Raw genomic sequence first — 25792 nt, forward strand, 5'->3', positions numbered from 1 at the left:
GGCACGTGGCCGTCGATGCGGGGGAATGATCCCCGGCATCGACCGGTGTCAGGCGCCCTGGCCGGCGCGCACAGGCTCCGCCGGAACCGGTGCCGCAGCGGCGGAACGGTCCGGGAACAGCGACGGCAGCGTTTCCACGAACCGGGCCAGGCACTGGTCGCTGTAGCGCTCGGCCGTCTGCTTGACCAACGCATAGTCGCCGGCCTGCCAGGCTTCCAGGGGTGCGGCCACCGGTGCGTCGACCTGGCACTGCACGCCTTCGCCACCGACCAGGCGCAACAGCTTGCGGGTATACGGGAAGCCGACGTGCTGGGTCTGGCGCAGCTCGTACTGGGTATCGGCATCGCCCAGTTCCTTGTAGATCAGGGTGAAGCCATCGGCGGTGATCTGCACCGGCCGTACCTCTGCCGGCACAGCGCCCGGATGCGCGGTGAAGTACTCCGCCAGGCGCATGCGCACCTGGTCCTGCAGGTAACCGAAGGCCGGGTTCGGAACGGTCTCCACCCGGGTTCCCTTCAGCTGGTCCTTCTTGAACGAGCTGCCGCCGAGCGTGCCGGAAAACAATGACACGGCAACCTGCGCGGCCACCAGCTTGCCGGTGGTGGAACGCTGCACCAGGCGCAGCGTCTTGTCGCCGACTGGCTGGCCATCCGCGCCCATCTGCAGCTTCACGCTCACCGGCACCCGGCTTTCCCAGGCAGGCAGCTCCGCCACGGCGGCGACAACGCCGGCATCAGCGGCGGGAACGTCTGCAGCCGTCGCCGTGTCGGACGGGGCGGTCGGGGGTGGCTCGTTGGCCAGCACAGGCGAGGCGATGACGAGGCTGCCGAGCAGCGCGGCCGCCAGCAGGGGTGGGTTCGATTTCATGGGGGATCCTTGGGTCGTGTCGGGCCAGTGCAGGCGATTCCGTTCGGCATCGATCATCGCAATGGCACCGCACTCCCTTCCATGTCCTTCCCCCTACCGCGATCCATCGCGGTCGACATGCCAGATCGCCTTACCCGTGCGGATCGACCGGTACCCGGGATCGCGTCGAACCCACCATCGGCAGCACGCCGGGAATCTTTAGCGCGGAGGCGCCGCCAGTTCGCGCGCATCCAGGAAACCATCACCGTTGGCATCCTGCTTGTGGAAGCGCTGCACGATCACCTGCCGCTGCTGCTCGCGGCTGATCGCCCTGCCCTTGCCACCGGGCAGCTCCTCGGCCGTCAGCACACCATCACCGTTGCGGTCCATGCGGTCGAAGGCATACAGCATCCACTGCACGTACTCGGCCTCGCTGACCCTGCCGTCGCCATCGCTGTCCATCCGCTGCAGATAGCTGGCGGTGTCGGTGACCTGGGCCAGCGCCGCGCCCGGCAGCAGTGCCGCCAGCAGAAGCCCGTACCCTGCCCTCACGCGCCCACCAGGCTGTAGCCCTTCAAGCGTGCGGCGTAGGCCTGCAACGCCGCGATACCGCTTTCCTCGGCCTCGCGGCACCACGCCTGCAACTGGTGCAGGCGCTCGGCGGCGTCGTGGCCTCGGGCTTCCAGCAACGCCGCCAGCCGCGCGCGGTACTCGACCAGGGTGCGGATGCGCGGGCGCTGTGCCACCCATGCGCTGAGCTGGGCACGGCTGTCCGGCTTCAGCCAGCGACCATCGTTGACCAGTCCACGGCGCAGCCGGCGCGGCAGCAGGCGGCGCAGCTTGGCTCCGGCCTGGGCGGCTTCCTCGCGCAGGGCCGGCATGAACACATTGCGCTGGTAGTCGGTCATCGCCTGGAAGCGGTGCGACAGCAGCGCCTTCAGGGTCTCGGCATCGGGCACGGCGATGTTCGGACGCACGTCCATGGCCGGTGCCACCCGCAGCACCTTGGCCAGGCGCAGCGCCTGCAGCAGGCGGATCGCACTCCAGCCGATGTCGAATTCCCAGCGCCGCATCGCGAAGCGCGCCGAGCTGGGGAAGGCATGGTGGTTGTTGTGCAGCTCCTCGCCACCGATCCAGAACCCCCACGGCGTGAGATTGGTGGAGGTATCGGCAGACTCGTAGTTGCGGTAGCCCCACCAGTGGCCCAGGCCGTTGACCACGCCGGCTGCCCAGAACGGGATCCATGCCATCTGGATCGCCCACAGGGCCACGCCGGGCAGGCCGAACAGCACGCTGTTGATCACCAGCAGCAGCACCGGGCCCAGCGTGGCGTGCGGGGTATACAGGTGGCGCTCGATCGCATCGTCCGGGGTACCGCGCCCGTACTGTTCGATGTCCGCGCGCATGCCGCGTGCCTCCCGGTACAGCTCCACGCCGTGCCAGAACACCCTGCCGATGCCGCGGGTGACCGGGCTGTGCGGGTCGTCCTCGGTCTCCACCTTGGCGTGGTGCTTGCGATGGATGGCCACCCACTCGCGGGTGATCATCGAGGTGGTCAGCCACAGCCAGAAACGGAACACGTGGGCCAGCGCCGGGTGGAAATCGACCCCGCGATGGGCCTGGCTGCGGTGCAGGTACAGGGTCACCGAGAAGATGGTGATCTGGGTGAAGACCAGGAGCACTGCCAGCATGGCCCACCACCCCAGGCCGAGCACACCACCGGTCAACAGGGACATCAGGGCATCAGGCATGACGGCTCTCCGGATCGACGCGGGGATGGCAGACATGATGGCCGCTTGCGTTGCAAACTGCATCCCTGCGGCGATGTATCGCATCGCCATCCGTGGCACCGTTCACAGTTGGGGACCTGAGTTGTCGAGCCTTGATCCACGCGCCAGCGCCATGACCGCCGCCCCGCCCGTCGCGGAGCTGCCCCCCTTGATCGAACTGGACCGCGCCACCGTGGTGCGCGGCCAGGTGAAGGTGCTGCACGGGCTCAGCCTGCGCATCGCGCAGGGCCAGCACACCGCCCTGCTCGGCCCCAACGGCTGCGGCAAATCCACCTTCATCAAGCTGATCACCCGCGAACTGTATCCACTGGCCCAGGGTGACGGCACGGTGGCGGTGAAGGTGCTGGGCCAGAACCGCTGGCAGGTGGACCGGCTGCGCTCGCAGCTGGGCATCGTCACCGGCGACCTCAGCAGCAACCTGGCCGACATGCCCGGCCTGACCGTGGAACAGGCGGTGCTGTCCGGCTTCTTCGCCAGCTACGTGGTGCCGGCCTTCCGCGAGGTGACCGCCGACATGCGTGCACGCGTCGGCGAAACGCTGGCGATGACCGGTGCCCTGTCGCTGCGCGAGCGCGCCTATGCCGAGCTGTCGGCCGGCGAGACCCGCCGCGTGCTGATCGCCCGCGCGCTGGTCAATCGACCGCAGGCACTGCTGCTGGACGAACCCTCCACCGGGCTGGACCTGGTCGCCCGCGAGCAGCTGGTGGCGACCATGCGGGTGCTGGCGCAGCAGGGCATCACCCTGGTGCTGGTGACCCACCACATCGAAGAGATCATCCCCGAGATCGAGCGCGTGGTGCTGCTGCGCGATGGTCGCGTACTGGCCGACGGCACCCGCGCCGAGCTGCTGCGCAACGAACCGCTGTCGGCGGTGTTCGGCGGCGCGATCACCGTATGCGAGCAGGAAGGCCGGCTGACCGCGTACGCGGGGTGATCGACATGCCACTGTAGAGCCGAGCCGATGCTCGGCTGCTCCTGATCACGGCAGACAGCAGCCGGGCATCGGCTCGGCTCTACAGGATGCAATGCAGCGGGCCGGATATCCCGGCCCGCCACCGCCGTGCTCAGAACCGCAACGCCAGCGCGCGCGACTCGATCGGTGCCATCCGGCTCTGGTCCTGCAGCTGCAGGTCGCGCAGTTCGTACGGCGCACCGAAACCGGCCGGCAATGCGGCCTGGTCGAACGGCAGCACCAGCTGGCCTGCGCCCGCGCCATCGAACCACGCCGCCGCATGTGCCTGCGCGACCGGCTTCAACTGGCCATCGCGGGCCGTGGCGTACAGCGTGCCGCGTGCTTCGTAGCGGCCAGCGGCGGCCACCTGCAGCGGCAGTGCCACCTGGCGGCTGGACGGGTCCGGTGCCGCCTGGCCACTGAAGCGCGCGGTCGGCCGTGCCACCGCGAAAGCCACCTTGCCGTCGCGCAGCACGCCATCGGCCTGGGCGAACACCTGCAGTTCCCACAGCCCCTGCACGCTGCCGAGATCGGCGGGGATGCGCACCTGCGCGCGCAGGCTGCCGTCGGTGGTGCGCAGCAGGCGCTGCGGCCAGCTGCGGCCATCCGGTGCGACCAGCAGGGCTTCACCGCCCAGGCCGCCACGGCGCGATGCCAGCTGCGCGGTGGTGGCGCCGTCTTCCAGCAGGCGTGCCTGCAGCTGCACGTTGCCACCAGCCAGCACCTGCGCCTGGTTGGCCTGCACTTCCAGCCGCAGCGGGCTGTTCGGCTCAAGCACCTGCACCACATAGCGGCCCTGCGCCTGCGTGCTCTGCAGCGTGTACGCACCGGCCGAACTGGTCGCGCCGGTGCGCAGCATGCTGCTGCCATCACTCACCGGCATGCCGGCATCCTGCAGCGCGCGCGCATCGACACTGCGGGCCACGCTGCTGCGGCCGGCCGGGTCGCGCACCTGCAGGGTGTTGGCCGGCAGCGCGCGGGCACCTGCGGCCGGGCTCAGCTGGATCACCGCATCGGGCGCCGTCAGCGGCAGGTCCAGGCCGCGTTGCAGCTGCGTGCCATCGACCTGCTGCCAGTAGCTGCGGCTGACCGAGGCATACGGCGTGGCCGCCTGCAGCGGTTGTGCCGGGTCCAGCGCCCAGGCAAAGGACAGCGGCGCGTGCTCGCTTTCATCGGCGGGCAGCGGCGCGGCCACCAGTGCGGCAGGCACCTGATCGCCCGCGCGGGCGGCCTGCAGCGGCTGCGCGGCCTGCGCTGCGGAAAGGGACAGCACGGCCAGCAAAGCACTGGCCAGCAGGGTGGAATGGTTCGTCATGGTCATCTCCCTCACTGGTTCAGGTCGTTGCGCAGCAGGGTGCCGAGGCCGAAGCACTCGCGCCGGCTCTGGTTGTGGCTGAGTGGTTCGGCGCCCTGGGTGCGTGCCTTGTCGGTGAACCAGGTGGTGCCGGCAGCCTTCTGGCTGCTGCACTCCAGGAAGCCATCGGAGCAGGACGACAGCCAGTTCTGGGTGAACTCCAGGCCGACATTGGCGGCGTAGCCACCGCAGTAGCTGTTGCTGTCCCACACCGCCGATTCCACATCGCTGCCGACCACCGCACGGAACGGTTTGGGCAGCGCCGGGCGACCGGCCGTGCCGTACAGGTTCTGCGCGTTGTAGGTGGCCATGCTTGCCACCTGCTGCTGGCGTACCGCGTCGTTCTTGTAGCCCAGCAGCCAGCCCAGCGACGTTTCGAAGGTATTGCCGTTGAGCACTGCATCGGCCAGCGGTGTACCGGCCGAGGACGGAGCCAGCGCATTGACCTTGCGCACCGTGCGGATGATCTTCGGATAGCGGCTGTCGTAGGTCGGGTTGGACAGGATCCAGCGCATCACGTTGCCGCCGTTGGAGTGGGTGATCACCACCAGCTGGGTGATGCCACGGCTGTCGATGAAGCCGGTCAGCTGGTTGGCCAGGCAACCGGCCGCTTCCGGTTTCCACATGTACTGGGTGAAGTCACAGTTGATGACGACGTAGTTGCTGCTGTTCGGCAGGCCCTGGCGCACGGTGTCGATGATCGCCGGCTGCCAGTAGTCCTGGGTGGCATTGGTCTGCGCGCCGGTGCCATGCACGAAGGCCACGCCGACCACGTCGGCGGCCTGCGCCGGGGCGGTTGCCAGCCCGAGGAGCAGGGCCAGGACGGTACTTCCTGTTGCGGTGCTGCGCATCGCTTCTCTCCCTCTGTCAGTGGATCCCCCCGACCCGGCTGGAACTGGACGGCCTCTCGACCCCGTTGTGTCGATGCTCGCGGCGCAGGCGCGTGAAAGTCCGTGCGCTGCGCCCGGATTCAGGAGACTGACGACACTCGATGACGTTTTTCATACTGCCCCGATGACCATGCCGGGTCTGGCCGTATGACCGATGGCCACTGCGGTGTCGCATACGGGCTGCGATCATGACGCGATGTTTTTCCTCTGGAGCCGTCCATGTCGCTGATTTCCCACACCCCCCGCCCACTGCTCGGTCTCACCGTTGTCGCGGTCCTGGCTGGCTGCGCAGCCACCGCCAGCAAGCCGACCGCCGTCGAAGCCAACATCACCACCAAGGCGGTGGGCTATCTGGACACGAGCGCGGTTCCGGCCAGCCTGGACCTGGTGCCGGCACCACCGGCGGCCGGTTCGGCCGCCCTCGCCCTGGACGAACAGGTCAGCCGTGAAGCCCGCGCGCTGCGTGGCAGCCCGCGCTTCGCCCAGGCCGGCGTCGATGCGGAACTCGGCTTCCCCGAAGGCGCGAACCACTTCTCCTGCGCCGCCGACATCGACGTCGATGCAGTGAAGACCCCGGCGCTGTACCGACTGCTGGAGCGCAGCCGGATCGACGCCAGCGCCGCCACCAAGGCGGCCAAGAACCACTACCAGCGCCCGCGCCCGTTCATGGTCAACGGTGAGCCGACCTGCTCGCCGAAGGACGAGGACGGCCTGCGCAAGAACGGTTCCTATCCGTCCGGCCACACCTCGATCGGCTGGGCCTGGGCCCTGATCCTGTCGGAGATCGCGCCGGACCGCGCCGATGCCATCCAGGCCCGCGGCCGCAACTACGGCGAGAGCCGCCTGGTGTGCAACGTGCACTGGCAGAGCGACATCCTCGAGGGCCGCTTCATGGGCGCGGCCGCCGTGGCCCGCCTGCATGACAACGCTGCCTTCAACAAGGACCTGCTGGCCGCACGCAAGGAGATCGAGGCGGCGCGCAAGGCCGGTCGGCACTCCAGCCGCGACTGCGCCACCGAGAATGCGGTGCTGAAGGTGCGCCCGCAGAGCGCGCTGTAGGCCACGCCTCTGTAGAGCCGAGCCATGCTCGGCTCAGAGCAGCCGAGCGCAGGCTCGGCTCTACACGAAGCAGGAAACCAGAAGGGCCGGCATTGCGCCGGCCCTTCTGCATTGCATCAACGCAGCCACCGCATCAGAACTTCGCGGTGAACTCCACGCCCCAGGTACGCGGCTCGTTGAGGAAGCCGGTCAGGTTGTTGAAGTCGATCGCGCCGACCACGCGGGTCTGGTTGGTCAGGTTGCGACCGAACACCGCCACGTCGTACTGGCCGTAATCCCAGTTGTAGCCCAGGCGCAGGCCGCCTTCCAGCGAACTGCGGCCGCGGAATTCCGGCGACTCGTAGATGAAGAAGTTCACCGCACTGCGGTAGGCCCAGTCGGTGTAGGCGTACAGCTCGCTGCCATCGCTGAGCGGGAAGCCCACGCGCAGGGTCGCGTTGTGGATCCACTTCGGCGCCTGCGGCAGCGGGTTGCCGTTCACCAGCGCATAGGTCTGGCCGTTGATCACCGTGGTCGGGTCGGTGATGGTGCAGCCACCGCCGCAGATCGCCACCGCCAGGTTCTTGTCCTTGATCTCGGTGTCGTTGTAGCTGCTGCCGAAGGTCAGCAGGACGTTGTCGGCCAGGTAGGCCTCCAGGTCCAGCTCGACGCCCTGGCCGATGGTCTTGTCGGCGTTGAGCAGGGTGGCGGTGTTGTTGCTGCCGCCCACCGCGATCAGCTGCTGGCCATCGACGTTGTAGCGGAACACGCTCAGGCCCAGGCGCGCGCGGCGCTCGAACAGGTCGGCCTTGATGCCGGCCTCGTACGAGATCACCTTCTCCGAATCGGCCTGCGACAGGCCTGGCGCGAAGGCCAGGCGGCCCTGGATCGACGGCGCGCGGAAGCCCTTGGCCACACGGGCATAGGCGTTGATGTCGTCGGTCAGCTTGTAGACGCCGCTGAGGTCCCAGCTGACGTCGTTGACGTCGGTGTTGGCCAGGTACGGGCCACTGACCGGGGTGCCGAACGGAACGGCCTGCAGCACGCTGGCGCTGAAGTCCTTCTTGTCCTGGGTGTAGCGCACGCCGGCACGCAGCTTGAAGCGGTCGGTGACATCGAAGTCACCCGAGGCGAACACCGCCCAGGCCTTGTTGCGCTGGTTCTGCACCACGTGGCCGGTCTGCGGATTGCCCGGGGCCAGCGAGTCGTAGTTGAAGTTGTTGATGGTCACGTCTTCATCGAAGTAGAAGACGCCGGCCTGCCAGTCGAAGCGGCCCCACTCGTTGGACTCGATGCGGACTTCCTGCGTCCACTGGCGGTGATGCGGCAGGCCGTCAGCCGACTCCGACGAGAACGGAATCAGGCCGGGGCCGTAGTTGCCGGCGCCAAGGAACGCCGCGCCGTAGCCACCGTCGATGTCACCGCGGTTGAGCGATTCGGCGGTTTCGTAGCCGGTGATCGAGTGCAGCGTCACCGAGCCGAGGTTCCACTGCAGGCGCGCGCTGCCACCCCAGGTCTTCAGGTCGGAGAAGTTGACGCCGTCGTTGGCCACCTTGTCGCGGTCGAAGTTCTCGACCAGCGAGTTGCCACCCTTCTCGATGATGTTGGCGCGGAACAGGCGGGCGGTGCCATTGAGCTTGCGCTTGTGCAGGTTGAACAGCGCTTCGAAGTCATCGCCTTCGTACAGGAACTGCACGCGGCCGGCGGCTTCGTCATAGCCTTCGAAGCCACTGTTGGGAGCGCCGACGCGGGTGTTGTCGACCCAGTCATCGCGGCGCTGGTAGATCGCCGAGACGCGTGCCGACCAGCGATCGGTCAGCGGGCCGCCGTAGGCGCCCTGCACGTTCCAGCTGTTGTAGCTGCCGTAGCCCACGCGCACGTAGCCGTCGGCATCCTGCGACGGTCGCGCCGAATCGAACTTGACCACGCCGGCCGGGGTGTTGCGGCCGAACAGCGTGCCCTGCGGACCACGCAGCACTTCCACGTTGGCCAGGTCGAACAGCGGGAAGCCCTTCAGCAGCGGGCTTTCCTGCACCACGTCGTCGTACACCAGCGACACCGGCTGCGACGCATTGAGGTCGAAGTCGGTGTTGCCCAGACCGCGGATGTAGAAGCGCGGGAAGGCACGGCCGTAGGACGACTCGATGTTGAGGCTGGGCACGCGTGCGGCCAGGAAACGGATGTCATCGCCGGCCGAACCGAGCACATCCAGCTTCTCGCCCTGGATCGCGGAGAGCGCGACCGGCACGTCCTTGGCGTTCTCGACACGGCGCTGCGCGGTCACCTGCAGGGCGTCGAGGGCAACCGGATCCTTGGCAGCGGGGGTTTCCTGGGCGGCTGCTACCAGCGGCAGCAGGGCGGAAAGAGCGGCAACGAGGGGGCGCGCGACCGGAAATCGGCCACGGGAAGTGCGGGTCGGGGACATGGCGGTAGGCTGTGTTTGGAGGGGTGGTAAAACGGCGCTACCAGATAATTGTTGCAATACAGCACCTACGCCGCAAATGCCCGCCGTTCATGGCCCCGTCGCCGGCACCCCCGGGCGCTCGCTAGACTCGGGGTTTCCACGCGACGGACCCGCCGCCATGACCCAGTGGTACTTCCATGCCTCCGCCCAGGCCGAGCGCATCGGCCCGCTTGATGACGGGGCCGCACGCCGCTACGCGCAGGCCAATCCACGCGCCCTGGCATGGTGCCAGGGCATGAGCGGGTGGACGCCGATCGCCGAGGTGGCCGAGCTGCAGGCTCCAGCCCCGGGCATGCCCAACACGCCGCCGCCGGTCCCGGTCACCGCCGGCGCCAGCGGCCGCGCCGACGACATCGAGTTCCGCATCGTCGGCCATGAAATGCAGTTCGTGGAGATCGAGCTCGACCCCGGCGAGAGCGCCATTGCCGAGGCCGGCGCCTTGATGTTCAAGGACGCCACGGTGCAGATGGACACGGTGTTTGGCGCTGCCAACGGTGACCAGGGCGGCTTCATGGGCAAGGTGATGGCCGCCGGCCGCCGTGTGCTGACCGGCGAGAGCCTGTTCGCCACCGTCTACACCCAGAGCGGGCATGGCAAGGGCAAGGTCGCCTTCGCCGCGCCCTACCCCGGCACGGTGCTGGCGATGAAACTGGACCAGCACGGCGGCCGCCTGATCTGCCAGAAGGACAGCTTCCTGGCCGGCGCGCGCGGCGTGCAGATCGGCGTGCAGTTCCAGCGCAGGATCATGACCGGCCTGTTCGGCGGCGAGGGCTTCATCATGCAGAAGCTGGAAGGCGACGGCTGGGTGTTCATCCACGCCGGTGGCTGCGTGATCGAGCGCGAGCTGGCCGCCGGCGAGCGCCTGGACGTGGATACCGGCTGCGTGGTGGCCTACCACTCCAGCGTGGACATGGACGTGCGCCGGGTGGCCGGCATCAAGAGCATGCTGTTCGGCGGCGAAGGCGTGTTCCTGGCCACGCTGACCGGCCCCGGCAAGGTCTGGCTTCAGTCGCTGCCGTTCTCGCGCCTGGCCGGCCGCATGTGGATGGCCGCACCGCAGGGCGGCGGCCAGAGCCGCGGCGAAGGCTCGGTGCTGGGCGGCCTGGGCCGGATGCTGGATGGTGACAACCGGTTCTGACCCACTCATTTGGTAGGTGCCAACCTTGGTTGGCACATTCCTTCAGCGCGCGACCAGGCATTTGTGCGGACCAAGGTCCGCACCCACCAGAAGCGATTCACGTTTTTTTTGCTGAATAGGGAGTTCCCCCCACCCTGCCCGCCCCGCCACGGCTTCGGTATGCTGGCGCCCTTTCCTGAATCCGGCGCCGCGAGCGCACTGCCGATGAGCCTGTTCCGCCCCCGCATGCTGCTGTCCGTCGCCCTGATCGGCCTGCTGGCCGGCTGCGGTGGCGACCCGGTCCGTCCCACGCCGCCGCCGGCACCGACCGTGGTGCCGCAGGCCAAGCCGATCAGGATCGGCATCGCCCTCGGTGGCGGCGCGGCCAAGGGCTTCGCGCACATCGGCGTGATCAAGATGCTGGAAGCCAACGGCTTCGAGCCGGCCGTGGTCTCCGGCACCAGCGCCGGCAGCGTGGTCGGTGCGCTGTACGCCAGCGGCATGGACGCCTTCCAGATGCAGAGCAAGGCAGTCGCGCTGGACGAAGCCAGCATCCGCGACGTACGCCTGTTCTCCGGTGGCCTGGTGCAGGGCCAGAAGCTGCAGGACTACGTCAACGAGCAGGTCGCCAACCGTCCCGCCGAGCGCCTGAAGAAGCCGTTCGCCGCCGTTGCCACCCAGCTGGAAACGGGCGAGCGCGCGATCTTCGTGCGCGGCAACGTCGGCCAGGCGGTGCGCGCGTCGAGCAGCATCCCCGGTGTGTTCGAGCCGGTGAAGATCGGCGGCCGCAACTATATCGACGGCGGCGTGGTCAGCCCGGTGCCGGTGGATGCCGCGCGCCAGCTCGGCGCCGACTTCGTGATCGCCGTGGACATCTCCAGCAAGGCCAGCGGCAAGGCACCGACGGACATGCTGGGCATCGTCAACCAGTCCATCTCGATCATGGGCCAGCGCCTGGGCGAGCAGGAGCTGGCGCGCGCCGACATCGTCATCCGTCCGAAGGTACTGGACATCGGCGCCGCCGATTTCAGCCAGCGCGGCACCGCGATCCTGGAAGGCGAGAAGGCCGCAATGGCGGCCATGCCGCAGATCCGCGCGAAGATCCAGCAGTTGCAGCGCGCGCGCGCCGCCGCGGCGGCACCCGCGCCGGTGGCCGCACCAAAGTGCGAGGAAGCCTCGCGCCTGGGCAAACTGATGGGCCGCAAGGACAAGTGCTGATCCATTGATGCCAGGCCACCGGGCACGCCTGGTGGCTGCTCAGGGCTCCAGCTGCGACAACGGCAACGCCTGGAAACCCTTCACCGTTCGCAGCACGAAGCTGGAATTGGCATCGGCCACGCCGCCGGCGTTGAGCAGCCGGTCCAGCAGGAAGTGCGAGAAGTGCTCCAGGTCGCGCACGTAGACGTGCAGCAGGTAGTCCATGTCGCCGGTCAGCGCATGGCAGGCCACCACCTCGTCCCACGCTTGCACGCTGTCCACGAAGTGGCCGATGGCGGCCTGGTCATGCTTTTCCAGCTGCACGCGCACGAAGGCCTGCAGGCCCAGGCGCAGCTGGCGCGGTTCCAGCCGCGCGCCATAGCCGACGATCACGCCCTCGCTTTCCAGCCGCTGCAGGCGGCGCAGGCAGGCCGAGGGCGAGAGGTTCACCCGTGTCGCCAGCTCGGCGTTGGTGGCGCGCCCATCCCGCTGGATTTCAGCCAGTAGACGTATATCCGTGCGATCGAACTGGACTTCTCCGGCCATTGTTGCCCCGCAACATGGTGAGTACGCAAGGATATTGCGCCAACAAGGCCAATCGACGCAACTTTTGCAACCCTGTTGCGCGCGCCCTGCCCTAGCATCGTGGGTATCCCGTCAAGGAGTGCCCCATGGACCTCGCCCAGCCCCGCCGCGTCGAACACCAGCAGACCGACAAGGGCTACGTGCCGGTGTATACCACCGCGCTCGTCGAGCAACCGTGGGACACCTACAGCGCCGACGACCACGCCACCTGGAGCACGCTGTACCAGCGCCAGCGCGAACTGCTGGTCGGCCGCGCCTGCCAGGAGTTCCTGGACGCGCAGGACGAGATGGGCATGAGCGCACACATGATTCCGCGCTTCGACCAGCTCAACGAAGTACTGGGCGCCGCCACCGGCTGGACCCTGGTCGGCGTTGAAGGCCTGCTGCCGGAACTGGATTTCTTCGACCACCTGGCCAACCGCCGTTTCCCGGTGACCTGGTGGATCCGTCGCCCGGACCAGATCGACTACATCGCCGAACCGGACCTGTTCCACGATCTGTTTGGCCACGTGCCGCTGCTGATGAACCCGGTGTTCGCCGACTACATGGAGGCGTACGGCCGTGGCGGCGTCAAGGCCCACGCGATCGGCCCGGATGCACTGCAGAACCTGACCCGCCTGTACTGGTACACGGTGGAATTCGGCCTGATCGATACGCCCGACGGCCTGCGCATCTACGGCGCCGGCATCGTGTCGTCGAAGGGCGAGTCGCTGTACTCGCTGGAATCGACCGCGCCCAACCGCATCGGCTTCGACCTGCAGCGGATCATGCGCACCAAGTACCGCATCGACACCTTCCAGAAGACCTACTTCGTCATCGACAGCTTCGAACAGCTGATGCAGGCGACGTCGCCGGACTTCACCCCGATCTACGCGGCACTGGCCGACCAGGCGCATCTGCCGGCCGGTGATGTGCAGGGCGATGACCGCGTGTTCCAGAAGGGCACGGGTGAAGGCTGGGCCGACGGCGGCGACGTGTAAGCGCGTAACGCACACCGCTCCGCAGTGGAAACGGCGCACCCTGGTGCGCCGTTTTCGTTGTTGCCTGCACCGTTCTGTCGCGACGGCGCAGGCGAGGGCAGGACACTCAGCCGTCCACAGCCCGGCAGGAACCGCGCACCATCAGTTGCGGATGCACGCTGGCCGCAGCCGGCGCCTCCGGTACGTCGGTCTGCACCAGCATCGCGGCAGCCATGCGGCCGATGTCGGAGACGTGGCGGCGTACCGACGTCAGCGGCGGCCACAGCCGCGACGCCAGCGGGCTGTCGTCGTAGCTGACGATCGACAACTGCTGCGGCACCGCGATGCCCGCACGCAATGCCACCTGGTAGACGCCCGCGGCGATTTCGTCGTTGCCGGTGAAGATCGCACTGGGGCGTTGTCCGCCCATCAGCAGGCGTTCGGCGGCATGCACGCCGGACTCGAAGGTGTCGCCCGCTTCCAGCACGCGCTCGCCCGGCAGGGTCACGCCGACCTGGGCCAGCCGATCAAGGAAGCCGTGGGTCCGCTCGCGGGCAGCGCGCCGGTCACCGGGACCGGCAATCACCGCGATGTCGCGGTGGCCGAGCGAGAGCAGGTAGCCCGCAGCCGCCGCCGCACCATCGCGATCGTGGGTGACCACCGCCTGCACGTCTTCTTCCGACGCATGCGCGTTGATGCGGATGTGGCGGCAGTCGATCGCGTCGAGCATCTGCGCCAGCGCCATCGATTCGGAGGCGCGCGGGCCGAGGATCACGCCATGCAGTTTCTGCTGCTGCACGAAACGGCGCACGCCGTCCGCACAGTCCGGATCCTGGCTGTTGCACGGGTGCACCACCAGCTCATAGCCGGTGCCGCGCAGCGCTTCCAGCGCGCCGTGCTGCAGGTCGACAATGCATTGGGCGCCGGGGTCGTCATACACCAGGCCGATCAGGAAGGAGCGGCGGAACGCGAGTCCGCGCGCCAGCGGGTCGGGCACGTAACCGACCTCGCGCATCAACGCCTCGACCTTGTCGCGGGTGTCTTTGCGCACCAGCGGCGAGTTGTTGATGATTCTTGAAACCGTTTTCTTGGAAACTCCCGACAGTCGTGCGATGTCGTTGATCGTGGCAGCCTTGCCTTTCGATGCCGGCAACGCGGCATCGCTCATATTTCGCACTGACATGTATAGAACCAGGTAAGTCGGAGAATTCTAGCCTTGCACCCGTCGGATGCGAAGTTGCGGAACGTCGCAGCGGATCTGAATCGCGTCGTGTTCGACACGTTTTGCTGCGCGAGGTTCCCTTGTGATTGCTCTAGTGCCTCTGCATCTGAACCGTTCTTCTGCGCGTGTTCACCCTGAATGCGGACGCGACGCGCGCGAACGCCAACATTCCCTTAACCATGCTCCGCTACAGTCAGGTGCATGGACCTGCAGACCTCTCCGTTTCCGCCGTTCCGTGGCCGCGACCGGTTGATCGCTGCGGTCGATGCGGCGGTGACCGCCGGTGATGCCGGGCGCATCACCGCCGACCTGCAGCTGGCGCTGCAGGAAGCCATAACCGACAGCCGCATCGAATTGCCCGAATGCGTGCATCGGCCGGTCAGTGATCATTACGCGCGACGTCCGCTGTACCACAGCCGCGAACACGGCTACAGCGTGATCGCCATGAGCTGGGGCCCAGGGCAGGGCACGCCGCTGCACGACCACGATGCCATGTGGTGTGTGGAGGGAGTGTGGTTGGGCGAACTGGAGATCACCCGTTACGAGCTGCTGGAGCGCGCCGGCGAGCGCTGGCGTTTCCACCGCCACGCCACGCTGCGCGGAGGCTGCGGCAGTGCCGGCAGCCTGATCCCGCCGCACGAGTACCACACCCTGCGCAACGCCAGCGACGACGCATTGGCGATTTCTGTGCACGTGTACGAGTCGCAGATGGAGCGCTCGGCGGTGTTCGACCCGCTCGGTGGCGACTGGTACCAGCGCCGCATCCAGGCACTGCAGGCCGACCCGGCCTGACCGGGGCAGGGCGGGGCGACGCTGCCAGCACCTTCGTGAGCCACGTGGCATCATGCGCCGCTGCGCTGCCGTACCCGGCGGCGATCCGCGATGCCCCGTCGGGCAAGGAGCAAGACCATGTCCAGCGCTGATCCGCGCCTGCGCGCGCTGTTGAAGCTGGCACCGGTGATCCCGGTGTACACCCCCGAAGACGTGAATGAAGCGGTCGACGTCGCCCAGGCACTGTTCCGCGGCGGCCTGCCGGTAATCGAGGTCACGCTGCGCACGCCGCAGGCGCTGGATGCGATCAAGGCGATGGTCGAGGCCGTGCCGGACGCGGTGATCGGTGCCGGCACCGTACTCGACGCCGCGCAGATGCAGGCAGCGAAGCAGGCCGGCGCGCGATTCGCGGTGTCCCCGGGTGCCACGCCGGCGCTGTATGCGGCCGCGCGTGATGCCGACCTGCCATACCTGCCCGGTGCCGCCACCGCCTCGGATCTGATCCTGGGCCTGGAGCATGGCCAGGACACCTTCAAGTTCTTCCCGGCGGTGCAGGCCGGCGGCGCTGCACTGCTGGCGGCCTGGCACGGTCCGTTCGCCGATGTGCGCTTCTGCCCGACCGGCGGCATCAGTGCGCAGACCGCGCCGCAGTTCCTGCATCTGCCCAACGTGCTGTGCGTCGGCGGTTCGTGGCTGACCACCCCGGCACTGCTGCAGACCCGCGACTGGGAGGCGATCGAACGCCTGGCCCGCGAGGCGTCCGTGCTGGCCAGCTGAACCTGCTCCGCGAATCTTCAAAGGTTTGATCGTGATCAAAGCGCCGGCCTCGTGCCGGCGTCATTCTGTGGGCAAGCGCACTACGGAGATCCGAACATGAATTCGACCATGAAGGCCGCTGTCGTGCGTGAGTTCGGCAAGCCACTGGTGATCGAGGAAGTCTCGGTACCACGCCCGGGGGCGGGCGAGGTACTGGTCAGGATCGAGGCCTGTGGCGTCTGCCACACCGACCTGCACGCCGCCGAGGGCGACTGGCCGGTGAAACCGAACCCGCCGTTCATCCCCGGCCACGAGGGCGTGGGGCACGTCGTGGCCGTGGGAGGCGGGGTAGGGCACGTCAAGGAAGGCGACAGGGTCGGCATCCCCTGGTTGTACTCGGCGTGTGGCCATTGCGAACACTGCCTGGGTGGCTGGGAAACGCTGTGCGAGACACAGCGCAATACCGGTTACTCGGTCAACGGCGGCTTCGCCGAGTACGCACTGGCCGATGCCAACTATGTCGGCCTGCTTCCGAAGGACGTGGGCTTCGTCGAGATCGCACCGGTGCTGTGCGCCGGCGTGACCGTCTACAAGGGCCTGAAGGTCACCGACACCAAGCCCGGCGACTGGGTGGCGATTTCCGGCATCGGTGGCCTGGGCCACATGGCGGTGCAGTACGCCCGTGCGATGGGCCTGAACGTGGCTGCGGTGGACGTGGACGACAGCAAGCTGGCATTGGCCCGGCAGCTCGGCGCGCAGATCACCGTGAACGCGCGTACCACCGATCCGGCCGCCTTCCTCAGGAAGGAGATCGGCGGCGCGCACGGCGCCCTGGTCACGGCGGTCTCACCGAAGGCGTTCGAGCAGGCGCTGGGCATGGTCCGCCGTGGCGGCACCGTCTCGCTCAACGGCCTGCCGCCCGGCAATTTCCCGCTGGATATCTTCGGCATGGTGCTCAACGGCATCACCGTGCGCGGCTCGATCGTCGGCACCCGGCTGGACCTGCAGGAGTCGCTGCAGTTCGCCGCCGAAGGCAAGGTCGCGGCCACGGTAAGCACCGACCGCCTGGAGAACATCAACGACGTGTTCGCGCGCATGCACGCGGGCACCATTGAGGGCCGCGTGGTACTCGACTTCGCTGCCTGACCGCCTGTGCATGGCCGCCGTCGCTCCGTCCCCCTCTCCCACGGACGCGGCGGCCATGCCGATTCATCGGTAGTGCCGGCCGCTGGCCGGCAAACCCCAGGCGGTTCGGTAGTGCCGGCCGCTGGCCGGCAACGCGGGCACTCTGGCCGCCGTACAATGCGCGCATGCCCGGCCTGCTCAAGACCCTGTTCCTGTCCATCGTCGCCCTGATCGGCGGCGTCCTGTCGCTTGCGCTGGTCAGCAGCGTCGCCAGCTGGCTGCCCCCGTTGCTGGGCCTGTCGCCGGACAACAACAGCGTGCAGCTGGGCTGGGACCTCACCTTCAGCGTTCTTGGTGGCATCGCGGGCGTTTCCTTTGCCACCTATTACGCCCCCTGCTGGCCGCGTTCGCATGGCTTCTCGATCTGGTCGCTGATCGCGCTGGGCTGTGGCTACGCGATGTGGACGGCCGGTGCGGATTTCCCGTTCTGGTTCGTCATTTCGCTGCTGGCATCGCTGCCGCTGCAACTGCTGGCCGGTTGGTGGTTCGGCCGCCGCGCCTCGCGCGACGCAGGGTAACGCCGCCTTTGTAGAGCCGAGCCCATGCTCGGCTTTCATGCACATCGACACAGGCAGCCGAGCTTGGGCTCGGCTCTACAGGTCCATGCGCGGCAGCGTCTGCTCCAACTGCGCGATGCCCTGCCATGGGTCACTCTTCAGGCGTTGCGCCCTCGCCAGCGCCTTGCCCATGGGAAAGGCGTCGGCAGCACTGATACGCGCCAGTTCCTCCCAGCGCAGCGGCACTGCCACACCGGCGGAATCGCGCGCGCGCAGCGACCACGAGCACACGCTGGTGGCCCCTCGGGTGTTGCGCAACCAGTCGATGAAGATGACGCCACTGCGCTTGGCCTTGCTCATCGTCGCCACATAGCGATCAGGTTGCTCCTTTGCCATTGCCTGCGCAAAGGCCTCGCAGAACGCCTTCGCCTCGTCCCAGCCAGCCTTGGGCTGCAGCGGTACCACCACATGCAGCCCCTTGCCGCCAGACAGCCGCACGAAGCTCTCCAGGCCCACCTGCTGCAGACGATCACGCACATCACGTGCACCCGATTTCACCTGTGCCCAGCTGACGCCGTTGCCAGGATCGAGATCGAATACCAGTCGATCCGGATGCTCGGTGTCTGCTACGGTCGCACCCCACGGATGCAGCTCCAGCGTGTTCATCTGCACCAGCTGCAGCAGGCCCCGTGCGTCGTCGATATAGACGTAGTCCTCGCGGCCGCTCTTCTGCTGCAGGGGCACCGCGTGCACCGCGTCGCCCAGGCCGGGGCCATGATGCTTCTGGAAGAAACAGGCCTTGCCCACCCCATCGGGGCAGCGCAGCAATGACAGCGGCCGTCCGGCAATTTCGGGCAGGATCCAGCGCGCCATGCGCCGGTAATAGTCGGCCACGTCGCCTTTGCCCAGTCCCTGACTGGGAAACACCACCCGCTCCGGATGCGTGATCTGGACCTCACCCCCGGCTTCAGCAACTGCCGTTGCGTTGCTCATTCCCAGGTCCTCCTTCTGCTTGTCGCTGCGCAGCCGCTTGAAACTGGCCTGGCGCAGCAGGCCTTCCTTGCCCCAGCCACGGAACGCCACTTCCGCCACCGTCACCGGCTTCACCCAGCGCACGCTGGCGGCGCGGAACGGCACATGCGCCGGAAGCTGCAGCACGGGCGTCTTTACTGCCAGTGGCTGCAATGCCTTGAGCAGCGCGCGCAGGTTCTCGTCGTCGAAGCCGGTACCGACGCGGCCCACATAGCGCAGACCCTCCTTGTCCGGCGTTGCCAGCAACAATGATCCGAAACCCACCCGCGAGCCCCTGGGGGCCGTGTAGCCGACAATCACGAACTCGTCGGTGTCTTCGTGCTTCACCTTCACCCAGCTGCGCGCGCGGGTGTTCACGTACGGCGCGTCCACCTGCTTGCTGACGATGCCTTCGAATCCGGCCTGGCCACTGGCATCGAACACCTGCGGGCCCTGGTCGATCACATGTTCGCTGAAGGCCAGGATGCCGGGCACCGGTCCGATGAGATCCTTCAGCAGCGCTTTGCGTTCCAGCAATGGCGCACGACTGATGTCCGCGTTGGCCACACCCGGAAGATCGAACACGATGTAGCGCAGCGGTTGCTTCGAGCTTCCATCGATCACGCGCTGCAACGCTGCGAAATCGCTGCGCCCTTCCTTGTCCAGCACCACCAGCTCACCGTCCAGGCGCGCATCGCGCACCGGCAGCGCCTGCACGGCCTGCACGACCTCGGGGAAGTCATCGGTCCAATCCAGGCCATTGCGGGAGCGGAGCTTCACCTCGCCGTCGTGCAGATCGGCCAGCAGGCGATAGCCGTCCCACTTGATCTCGTGCAGCCAACGCGCGCCGTCCGGCGCGCTGTCGCGATGATCGGTCAATTGCGGTTTGAACCCATGCGGGTAGGGCGTGTCACGTGCGCCGTCCAGTTTCAGCGCGCGCGCATGCCAGCGTGCATCGGCCTTGCGGGTAGCCGTGCGTGCGGCGGGCACAGCACGCCCTGCCTTCCGCCCAGTGCGCTTCATCACGGTGGATGCGCGCTTGGGCACGTGCGCATCCAGCAGATCGTCTGCTTCGGCATCGCGCGCCTGCTCGTCGTCGCGCTTGATCAGCAGCCACTGCACCTGGCGTCCCTTCATTGCAGTGCGCACCAGCTTCCAGCCACCGGCCAGGCGTTGTCCATGCAGTACGAAGTCGATCTTTCCAGCTGCCAGCGCCTGCAGTGGATCGCCTTCGCAGGCCCAGGTGCCCTGATCGAACACCTCCACGTGCCCCGCGCCGTAGTGGCCTTCGGGAATGTCGCCCTCGAAGCCAGCGTAGGACAACGGGTGATCTTCCACTTCCACGGCCAGCCGCTTCTCGCCGACGCGAAGCGAAGGACCTTTCGGCACCGCCCAGCTCTTCAGCACGCCGTCCATCTCAAGGCGGAAGTCATAGTGGCGCGAACTGGCATGATGCAGCTGGATGAGGAAGGTTGGCCGCCGCTGCGGATCACCGCGTGCGGGTGTGTCGTCAGGCTCCGGCGTCTGCCCTGTGCCTCCGCCAAGCCGGCGCTTGCGCCGGTACTGGTGCAGCGACATGGTTCAACCTGCCTTGCGCCGTGGTGCGGCCTTCTTCGCAGCCTTCTTCGTTGTCTTCTTTGCGGCCTTCTTCACCGTCGACTTTGCAGCTGCCTTGCGCGTTGCGGCCTTCTTCGCCGGCGTGCGCTTGTTCGCATCCAGGCTCTTCTGCAGCAACGCCATGAAGTCGACAACGTTCGTTGTCGCATCCTCGTGTGGTGCGGGCTCATCTTCCACCCGCGTGGTGCCGCCCTTGGACTTGATGCGCTTGTTCAGCACCTGCTGCAGGCGCTCGCGGAATTCATCGTGGTAGTGCGATGGGTCCCAATCGCCGGACATCGACTCGATCAACTGCTCGGCCATCGCCGTTTCCTTGCTGGTGATGCGGTAGTCGGACAGCTTGCCGGCAGGCAGCTTGTAGTCCTCGGGATCCACCAGTTCCTGCGGATAGCGCAGGATCATCAGCACCAGCGCGTCCGCATGCGGCATCACCGCACACAGGTACTCGCGCGTGCGCACCACCACCCGGGCAATGCCTACCTTGCCGGTACTGCGCAGCGTTTCGCGCAGGAGCACGTAGCCCTTTTCGGCCTTCTTGCCGGGCACCAGCAGGTACGGCTTCTCGTAGTAGCGCGGGTCGATCTGCGCTGCGTCCACGAAGGATTCCACCTCCACCGCTTCGTGGCTTTCCGGCGCCGCCGAGCGGATGTCGCCTTCCTCCAGCACAACATAACTGCCCTTGTCGTACTCATAGGCTTTGACGATGTCCTTCCAGGGCACTTCCTCGCCGGTGTCGGCGTTGACCCTTTCGAAACGGATCGGCTTGCGATCGCGCGAGTCGAGCATGCGGAACTGCAGGTCAACCTTGCGTTCGCCGGACATCAGCGACACCGGCACATTGAGCAGTCCGAAGGACAGCGTACCGGTCCAGATCGGGCGGGCCATGGACGCACCTCTGATGGGGCAGGGCACCCAGCTTCAGATGGGCGGTGTAAACCACCCGTGTCGATACCGTGCACGTGGGTTCCACGCAGGTGCGGTAGTGCCGGCCGCCGGCCGGCAGAGCTCGCGGCCTCAAGTGTCCTGGGGTTGCCGGCCAGCGGCCGCCACTACTGCAGCAACGGCCTCACCGCCGCCGCCGGAATATGGTCCAGCGCGCGCCAGGCGTCCTCCACCACCGGTCGCGCCTGCGACCAGCCCAGCCGCGACTGCCCGCGCATCTGTTCCCAGTGCTCGGCCAATTCCTCGCAGGTATCGGCAGCGTCACCGCGCGGCCAGTCGGCAGCATGGGTGGTCAACGCGAAGGCATAGACCGGGCACAGGTCACGCCAGTTGCGATGACTTTGCCCGCGACGTTCCTCGTAGTCACTGAGCATGTACTGCAGATAGTCCTGGGCCACCGCCTGCGGATCCTCATGGCGGCGCGTGCGGCGCTGCGCGGTACGTTGGCCGAGCGGATCGAGCAGGGCGTTGAACACGGACGGTGCGGGTCGTTCAAGACGGGGCATGGCCGGCTCCTGCAGCGGGGCGGGTGGGCAGGAATACGCGCGGTGCCGTTACCAGCGGGTGAGCGAGATGTTCATGACGCCAGGTTCGCGGCGGCTTTACCTGCGTCGCGGTGTAGTGGGAACCCCGAGCGCAGGTAGCCAGACCATGAGCCGAGAGACCTCCCGCGACCCGCTGCGCGCAAACCACCCGCCCATTCCGGGCGAGCAGCGCGGCAAACGCGATGCCGACAACGCCGACTACCGTGGCACCGGCGCACCGTTCTTCGATGCCGAGCACGGGAGCGACCATCTGCCGGTGAAGCACGAGGCTGAACAGGCGGCGCAGGACCGCAAGGATGGCGGTGACCGCCATCGCGGTGGCCAGGAAAGCCCGCTCAAGCGCCGCGAACGCAAGCAGCGCGCCAGCGACAACCAGGACGAAGCGCTGGAGGAGACCTTCCCGGCCAGCGACCCGACATCGCCGTTCGTGCCAGCCAAGGCCCCCGACTGACGGGTAGTGCCGGCCGCTGGCCGGCAACCTCCTGACGTCCTGCACGGCGCGATGCCGGCCAGCGGCCGGCACTACCCCTTCAACGCCACGACCATTGCAGGCCGACGTTGGCCCGCCGTCCCGGTCCCGGTTCGTAGAAGCGCCCGTTGCCATCGTTGACGATCACCGAGCCTATGTAGGCCTGGTCCAGCACGTTCTCCATCCGGGCGAAGGCGCGCAGCTCGCCACCCGGCAGGGCCCAGCGACGGCCGCCTTCCAGATGCAGCAGGGCGAAGCCGGGCGCGCGTTCGGTCGCCACGTCGTTGACTACGGTATCACTGCTGGCGGAGGCCTCCAGCGCCCACTGCCACTGGCCGGGCGACCATTGCAGCCGGGCAGAGGCCTGCTGGCGCGGTACCCCGGGCAGGCGGCTGCCGGCGGCAACCAGGGTGTTGGAGGTGAGGTACGGCGAACGCGCCTGCGCCTGCAGCCAGGTCCACGCCAGCTGCAGCTCCAGCTGCTCGGCCAGCGGCTGGCGATACTGCAGTTCCACACCCTGGCGGCGGGTGCGGCCGATGTTGCGATAGGTGCTGCGACCGCCGATGTTGCTGGCAACTGCCAGCTCATCGTCGGTATCTGCACGGAACAGGCTGACATCGAGCTGGGTTCCATCCTGTGCGTGCCACTTGCTGCCTAGCTCCAGGCTGCGGCTGCGGGCGGCCGCCAGATCCAGCGCCAGACCCGCCTGACCATCGGCGCGATACCCCAGCTCGTTGAAGGTGGGGGTCTCGAATCCACGCCCCACGGCGGCATGCAGGCGCCACTGCGGGCTGGCCTCGAAGCTGACGCCTGCCACCGGCGTGGTCGCCTGGTAGCGCCGGTGGCCACTGTCATCCGGGTTGCGGGTGGTGATGTAGCGATCGTCCGAGTCGAAACGCACCGCGCTGTGGCGCACCCCGGCCAGCAGCGACCAGCGCGGACTCCATTGCCACCAGGCCTGGGCGAACTGGTCCACGTTCTGCACGGTATCGATCTGGTCACGGCGCAGGCGCCCGCGCACCCCGAGGGCGCTGCCCACGAAGTTCTCGTAGCCGGTGCGGTGCTGGCGCTGGCGGTCGGCGCTGAGCCCGGCCACCAGGTCCAGCGGCCGGCCGGCGAGGTCGCCGTGCCAGCCCCAGCGCGCGTCCAGCCCGCCATACCCGCCCTGCAGATCGATCACGCCGCCGGCATGCAGCGGGCTGTTGGTCTGGGGTGCCGGCGGAATCGGCAGGTATTGGGTCACCGTGCGTTGGCCGGCATAGCCCATCAATTGCCAGCGCTGTGCCCCGGTCTCCCAGGTCCAGCGCAGGCCAGCCTGCTGCTGGCGCACCGATTTGCGGGTGTTGTACTGGTGCGCGACTGCCGTGGCCTGGCGCGGATCAGCCGCCACCTGGGCACGGCTCAGGCCCAGCGGATCCTGCGCATCGGGGGCATCCAGCGCATTGAGCAGCAGCTCCAGCCGCCCACCGCCCAGATCACCACCAATGCGTGCGTTGAGCGATTCGCGGCGCGCACGGCTGTGGTCCCGCCAGCCATCGGTGCGGAAGTGGTTGGCCGCGATGTTGTAGTCCAGCGCTGGGCCGGCACCCTTGAGCTGTGCGCCGACACTGAGCGTGTTGTCGGCGCCGGCATTCACGCGCAACCGCCACGGGTCACCGGCCTGGCCCTGCGCGCTCCAGACCTGCAGCACGCCGCCGGAGGAATTGCCGTACAGCGCCGAGAACGGCCCGCGCAGCACCTCGATGCGCTCGGCGCCCAACAGGCTGGCATGCGACAGCTGGCCCTGGCCGTCAGGCATGGTGGCCGGCACGCCGTCGATCAGCACCCGCACCCCGCGCACGCCGAAGGTCGAGCGTGCGCCGAAGCCACGAATCGACAGCTGCGTGTCCTGGGCGAAGTTCTGCCGGTCACGTGCCAGCAGTCCGGGGACCCCGGCCAAGGCCTCAGACAGCTGCGCACCGGTGCCCGCGCGGCTGGCGTCGATCCAGACCGTGTCCTGGCTGGCCGGCAGCGCGAACGGATCGATGCCCGGCACCCGGGCGGCCTGTACCTGCACCGCAGGCAGGGCGGTGGGCGCAGGCTCGGCCACCGCCGTCCAAGGCGACAGCAGCAGGGCGGACAGCGGCAGGCAACGGCGTCGTGCGGCGGGATTCATGATTCAGGTTGATGGATCGGGCGGCAACGCACGCCATGGTACGGGGCCGCGGATGACGATGGCGGCGGCCAGCCCCGGCAGGCTTTGTTACGATGGGCTGTTTCCGGCCGAAAAGCCGCGGACCGCGTAGCGCACTTCCTCCCCCTTTCCGTCTACCGAACGAGTACCGCCGTGTCCTTCTTTGCAAACGTGGAACTGGTCCCAGGCGACCCGATCCTGGGCCTGACCGAGGCGTACAACGCCGACAGCCGCCCGACCAAGGTCAACCTGGGTGTGGGCATCTACTACGACGAGAGCGGCCGCATTCCGCTGCTGCGCGCCGTCAAGCAGATCGAGCAGCAGCTCGCCGCTGAAGCCAAACCGCGCGGCTACCTGCCGATCGATGGCCTGCCGGCGTACACGCAAGCGACGCGTGAGCTGGTGTTCGGCAAGGATTCGCCGCTGCTGGCCGCCGGCCGCGTGACCACCGCGCAGACCGTTGGTGGCAGCGGTGCGCTGCGCGTCGGCGCCGACGTGCTGAAGAAGCTGCTGCCGCACGCCACCGTTGCGCTGAGCAACCCGAGCTGGGAAAACCACCGTGCGGTGTTCAGCGCCGCTGGTTTCGAGGTGCTGGATTACACCTACTTCGACCCGGGCACCCATGGCGTCGATTTCGACGGCATGCTGGCCGACCTGGGCAAGCTGGAAGCCGGCACCGTGGTGCTGCTGCACGCCTGCTGCCACAACCCCACCGGCGCTGACCTCACGGTCACCCAGTGGAAGCAGGTCGCGCAACTGCTGAAGGACAAGCAGCTGTTCCCCTTCATCGACATGGCCTACCAGGGCTTCGACAAGGGCATCGAGCAGGACGGCGCAGCGGTGCGCATCATCGCCGAAGCCGGCATCGACAGCTTCATCGTCGCCAACTCGTACTCCAAGTCGTTCTCGCTGTATGGCGAGCGCGTGGGTGCGCTGTCGATGGTGGCGCCGACCGCCGCTGACGCCAAGGCCGTGCAATCGCAGGTCAAGCGCGTGATCCGCACCATCTACTCCAGCCCATCCACCCACGGCGCTGCACTGGTGGCCGGCGTGCTGACCAACCCGGAACTGCGTGCGATGTGGGAGCAGGAGCTGACCGAGATGCGCGAGCGCATCCACGCCCTGCGCCACGGCCTGGTCGAGAAGCTGGCCGCTGCCGGTGCACCGCAGTTCGGTTTCATCAACGAGCAGGCCGGCATGTTCTCCTACTCCGGCCTGAGCCGTGAGCAGGTCGAGCGCCTGCGCGACGAGTTCGGCATCTACGCCGTCGGCACCGGCCGTATCTGCGTGGCCGCGCTGAACCAGAACAACCTGGAATACGTCGCCAAGGCCGTGGCCACCGTCGCCAAGGGCTGAAGCAACGCTCCAGTAGCTTGAGGACAAAGGCGCCGAAAGGCGCCTTTGTTTTTTGC

23 protein-coding genes are annotated in these 25792 nt (G+C 67.7%); 11 read left to right on the plus strand and 12 right to left on the minus strand.

Features of this window, described 5'->3' with window-relative positions:
• Window positions 1-48: 48 nt before the first annotated feature.
• The 3 genes from VG561_RS14345 to VG561_RS14355 all read right to left on the minus strand — a co-directional run bounded on the left by VG561_RS14345 (window position 49) and on the right by VG561_RS14355 (window position 2597).
• Window positions 49-867, minus strand: a complete 819-nt coding sequence (locus VG561_RS14345) for a hypothetical protein (RefSeq protein WP_423179714.1) — start codon at window positions 865-867, stop codon at window positions 49-51.
• A 198-nt stretch (window positions 868-1065) separates the two neighbouring features.
• On the minus strand, window positions 1066-1398 hold the full coding sequence (locus tag VG561_RS14350) for an EF-hand domain-containing protein (RefSeq protein WP_014645437.1): 333 nt from the start codon (window positions 1396-1398) through the stop codon (window positions 1066-1068).
• Complete coding sequence (locus VG561_RS14355) at window positions 1395-2597, minus strand: DesA family fatty acid desaturase (RefSeq protein ID WP_014645436.1); 1203 nt, start codon at window positions 2595-2597, stop codon at window positions 1395-1397. The genes VG561_RS14350 and VG561_RS14355 overlap by 4 nt, the downstream gene beginning before the upstream one ends.
• Before the next feature lie 151 nt (window positions 2598-2748).
• On the opposite strand from VG561_RS14355, the gene VG561_RS14360 reads away from it, so the two are divergent.
• Window positions 2749-3570: an ABC transporter ATP-binding protein gene (locus VG561_RS14360; protein WP_423179715.1), complete on the plus strand. Its 822-nt coding sequence runs from the start codon at window positions 2749-2751 to the stop codon at window positions 3568-3570.
• Window positions 3571-3700: 130 nt separating this feature from the next.
• Here VG561_RS14360 and VG561_RS14365 read toward each other — a convergent pair whose 3' ends face one another.
• The gene (locus VG561_RS14365) at window positions 3701-4903 is read right to left on the minus strand and encodes a DUF4785 domain-containing protein (protein WP_423179716.1); all 1203 of its coding nucleotides are present in this window, start codon (window positions 4901-4903) and stop codon (window positions 3701-3703) included.
• An 11-nt stretch (window positions 4904-4914) separates the two neighbouring features.
• Entirely contained in the window at window positions 4915-5793 is an 879-nt protein-coding gene (locus VG561_RS14370) for a hypothetical protein (protein WP_032962353.1), read from the minus strand.
• Between the two features lie 258 nt (window positions 5794-6051).
• Between VG561_RS14370 and VG561_RS14375 the strand changes: the two genes are divergently transcribed.
• Window positions 6052-6891, plus strand: a complete 840-nt coding sequence (locus VG561_RS14375) for an acid phosphatase (protein WP_014645432.1) — start codon at window positions 6052-6054, stop codon at window positions 6889-6891.
• 133 nt (window positions 6892-7024) lie between these two features.
• Here VG561_RS14375 and VG561_RS14380 read toward each other — a convergent pair whose 3' ends face one another.
• Window positions 7025-9295, minus strand: a complete 2271-nt coding sequence (locus tag VG561_RS14380) for a TonB-dependent receptor (protein WP_075075932.1) — start codon at window positions 9293-9295, stop codon at window positions 7025-7027.
• A gap of 157 nt (window positions 9296-9452) precedes the next feature.
• Here VG561_RS14380 and VG561_RS14385 point away from each other — a divergent pair, with 157 nt between their 5' ends.
• On the plus strand, window positions 9453-10472 hold the full coding sequence (locus VG561_RS14385) for a TIGR00266 family protein (protein ID WP_423179717.1): 1020 nt from the start codon (window positions 9453-9455) through the stop codon (window positions 10470-10472).
• 204 nt (window positions 10473-10676) lie between these two features.
• Window positions 10677-11669 carry a patatin-like phospholipase family protein gene (locus VG561_RS14390; RefSeq protein ID WP_032958418.1) on the plus strand — a complete coding sequence of 331 codons (993 nt, stop codon included), beginning with the start codon at window positions 10677-10679 and terminating at the stop codon, window positions 11667-11669.
• Window positions 11670-11708: 39 nt separating this feature from the next.
• Here the strand turns inward: VG561_RS14390 and VG561_RS14395 are convergent, their stop codons facing one another.
• A complete protein-coding gene (locus VG561_RS14395; protein ID WP_014645428.1) occupies window positions 11709-12194 on the minus strand; it encodes an Lrp/AsnC family transcriptional regulator in 486 nt (161 codons plus the stop codon).
• A gap of 125 nt (window positions 12195-12319) precedes the next feature.
• Here VG561_RS14395 and phhA point away from each other — a divergent pair, with 125 nt between their 5' ends.
• Window positions 12320-13213: a phenylalanine 4-monooxygenase gene (gene phhA / locus VG561_RS14400; protein ID WP_134808378.1), complete on the plus strand. Its 894-nt coding sequence runs from the start codon at window positions 12320-12322 to the stop codon at window positions 13211-13213.
• Between the two features lie 106 nt (window positions 13214-13319).
• Here the strand turns inward: phhA and VG561_RS14405 are convergent, their stop codons facing one another.
• Window positions 13320-14375, minus strand: a complete 1056-nt coding sequence (locus VG561_RS14405; RefSeq protein WP_041862907.1) for a LacI family DNA-binding transcriptional regulator — start codon at window positions 14373-14375, stop codon at window positions 13320-13322.
• 240 nt (window positions 14376-14615) lie between these two features.
• Here VG561_RS14405 and VG561_RS14410 point away from each other — a divergent pair, with 240 nt between their 5' ends.
• The 4 genes from VG561_RS14410 (at window position 14616) to VG561_RS14425 (ending at window position 17644) form a co-directional block, all read left to right on the plus strand.
• Window positions 14616-15206, plus strand: coding sequence for a cysteine dioxygenase family protein (locus VG561_RS14410; protein WP_014645425.1), 591 nt, complete (start codon window positions 14616-14618; stop codon window positions 15204-15206).
• Between the two features lie 117 nt (window positions 15207-15323).
• Entirely contained in the window at window positions 15324-15962 is a 639-nt protein-coding gene (gene eda / locus VG561_RS14415) for a bifunctional 4-hydroxy-2-oxoglutarate aldolase/2-dehydro-3-deoxy-phosphogluconate aldolase (RefSeq protein WP_014645424.1), read from the plus strand.
• Window positions 15963-16058: 96 nt separating this feature from the next.
• Window positions 16059-17087: an alcohol dehydrogenase AdhP gene (gene adhP, locus VG561_RS14420; RefSeq protein ID WP_262093426.1), complete on the plus strand. Its 1029-nt coding sequence runs from the start codon at window positions 16059-16061 to the stop codon at window positions 17085-17087.
• Between the two features lie 164 nt (window positions 17088-17251).
• Window positions 17252-17644 (plus strand): hypothetical protein, encoded by a 393-nt coding sequence (locus VG561_RS14425; protein ID WP_014645422.1) that lies wholly within the window; start codon window positions 17252-17254, stop codon window positions 17642-17644.
• Window positions 17645-17719: 75 nt separating this feature from the next.
• Here VG561_RS14425 and ligD read toward each other — a convergent pair whose 3' ends face one another.
• From ligD to VG561_RS14440, 3 genes are all read right to left on the minus strand, one after another.
• The gene (ligD, locus tag VG561_RS14430; RefSeq protein ID WP_262093428.1) at window positions 17720-20212 is read right to left on the minus strand and encodes a DNA ligase D; all 2493 of its coding nucleotides are present in this window, start codon (window positions 20210-20212) and stop codon (window positions 17720-17722) included.
• A gap of 3 nt (window positions 20213-20215) precedes the next feature.
• Complete coding sequence (locus VG561_RS14435) at window positions 20216-21136, minus strand: Ku protein (RefSeq protein ID WP_032958403.1); 921 nt, start codon at window positions 21134-21136, stop codon at window positions 20216-20218.
• 164 nt (window positions 21137-21300) lie between these two features.
• Entirely contained in the window at window positions 21301-21699 is a 399-nt protein-coding gene (locus VG561_RS14440; RefSeq protein WP_014035432.1) for a hypothetical protein, read from the minus strand.
• A gap of 145 nt (window positions 21700-21844) precedes the next feature.
• On the opposite strand from VG561_RS14440, the gene VG561_RS14445 reads away from it, so the two are divergent.
• Window positions 21845-22189 (plus strand): hypothetical protein, encoded by a 345-nt coding sequence (locus tag VG561_RS14445; protein ID WP_014645419.1) that lies wholly within the window; start codon window positions 21845-21847, stop codon window positions 22187-22189.
• 79 nt (window positions 22190-22268) lie between these two features.
• Here VG561_RS14445 and VG561_RS14450 read toward each other — a convergent pair whose 3' ends face one another.
• Window positions 22269-24362 carry a TonB-dependent receptor family protein gene (locus tag VG561_RS14450; RefSeq protein WP_423179718.1) on the minus strand — a complete coding sequence of 698 codons (2094 nt, stop codon included), beginning with the start codon at window positions 24360-24362 and terminating at the stop codon, window positions 22269-22271.
• Between the two features lie 171 nt (window positions 24363-24533).
• Here VG561_RS14450 and VG561_RS14455 point away from each other — a divergent pair, with 171 nt between their 5' ends.
• Window positions 24534-25736 (plus strand): aromatic amino acid transaminase, encoded by a 1203-nt coding sequence (locus tag VG561_RS14455; RefSeq protein WP_014645417.1) that lies wholly within the window; start codon window positions 24534-24536, stop codon window positions 25734-25736.
• Window positions 25737-25792: the final 56 nt, after the last annotated feature.

The organism is Stenotrophomonas sp. CASM110 (assembly GCF_049384345.1).
Lineage (GTDB): Bacteria > Pseudomonadota > Gammaproteobacteria > Xanthomonadales > Xanthomonadaceae > Stenotrophomonas > Stenotrophomonas muris.